1 protein-coding gene is annotated in these 745 nt (G+C 39.9%); it reads left to right on the plus strand.

Annotation, left to right across the window (positions count from 1 at the left end; translation table 11 throughout):
- Positions 1–745, plus strand: a 745-nt coding sequence (locus tag B2089_RS09165; RefSeq protein ID WP_296686880.1) for a hypothetical protein, incomplete at both ends; no start/stop codon positions are given.

A 745-nucleotide genomic window follows, 5' to 3' on the forward strand; every position in this document is an offset into this window, starting at 1 on the left:
ACAAGTCTTTCAACTGTTGGAATGACTGTGAATCCCTAAGTGCTCTGATTGAATTTGTGGAAGATGTCACCAACGAAAAATCGCCTAACTTCATTCCTCAAAAAGACCGAATTGCCACTTTTGACATGGACGGATCTTTTTTGGGCGAGTTGTATCCTACATATTTAGAGTACAATATGCTTGAATACCGTGTTCTTGAAGATCCTTCTTACAAAGGAAAGGCTTCTGAAAGCGAACTTGAGGCCGCCAATGCAATCAGGGATTTTGTAAGAAGCGGCAAAAAACTGCCGCCGCATTTTGACATGATTCATGCACATGCCGCTGCAAAAGCCTATTCGGGAATGAGCATTGAAGAATTTGATTCTTACGTCAAAAAATATTGCGAAAAGTCTCCGAACGGCTTTACCGGCATGAACTATTTCCAATCATTTTATAAACCGATGCTGGAAGTCTTTGACTATCTTAAGAGCAAAGGTTTTACTTCGTATGTCGTTACAGGTTCAGACCGCTTTATTGCTCGTGCACTTGTTTCTTCCATTAATATAGAGCCAGAAAATGTTATCGGAATGGATGTTCTTTTAAAATCCACCAATCAGGGGGACGTAGAAGGCGTAAATTACACTTACACAACTGATGAGCAATTGCTTAGAACAGACACGCTCCTTATCAAAAATCTCAAGACAAATAAGGTCAAACAGATTGCACAGGAAATAGGAAAAATTCCGGTACTTTCTTTTGGAAACAG

This window comes from Treponema sp. UBA3813 (genome assembly GCA_002368605.1).
Classification (GTDB): domain Bacteria; phylum Spirochaetota; class Spirochaetia; order Treponematales; family Treponemataceae; genus Treponema_D.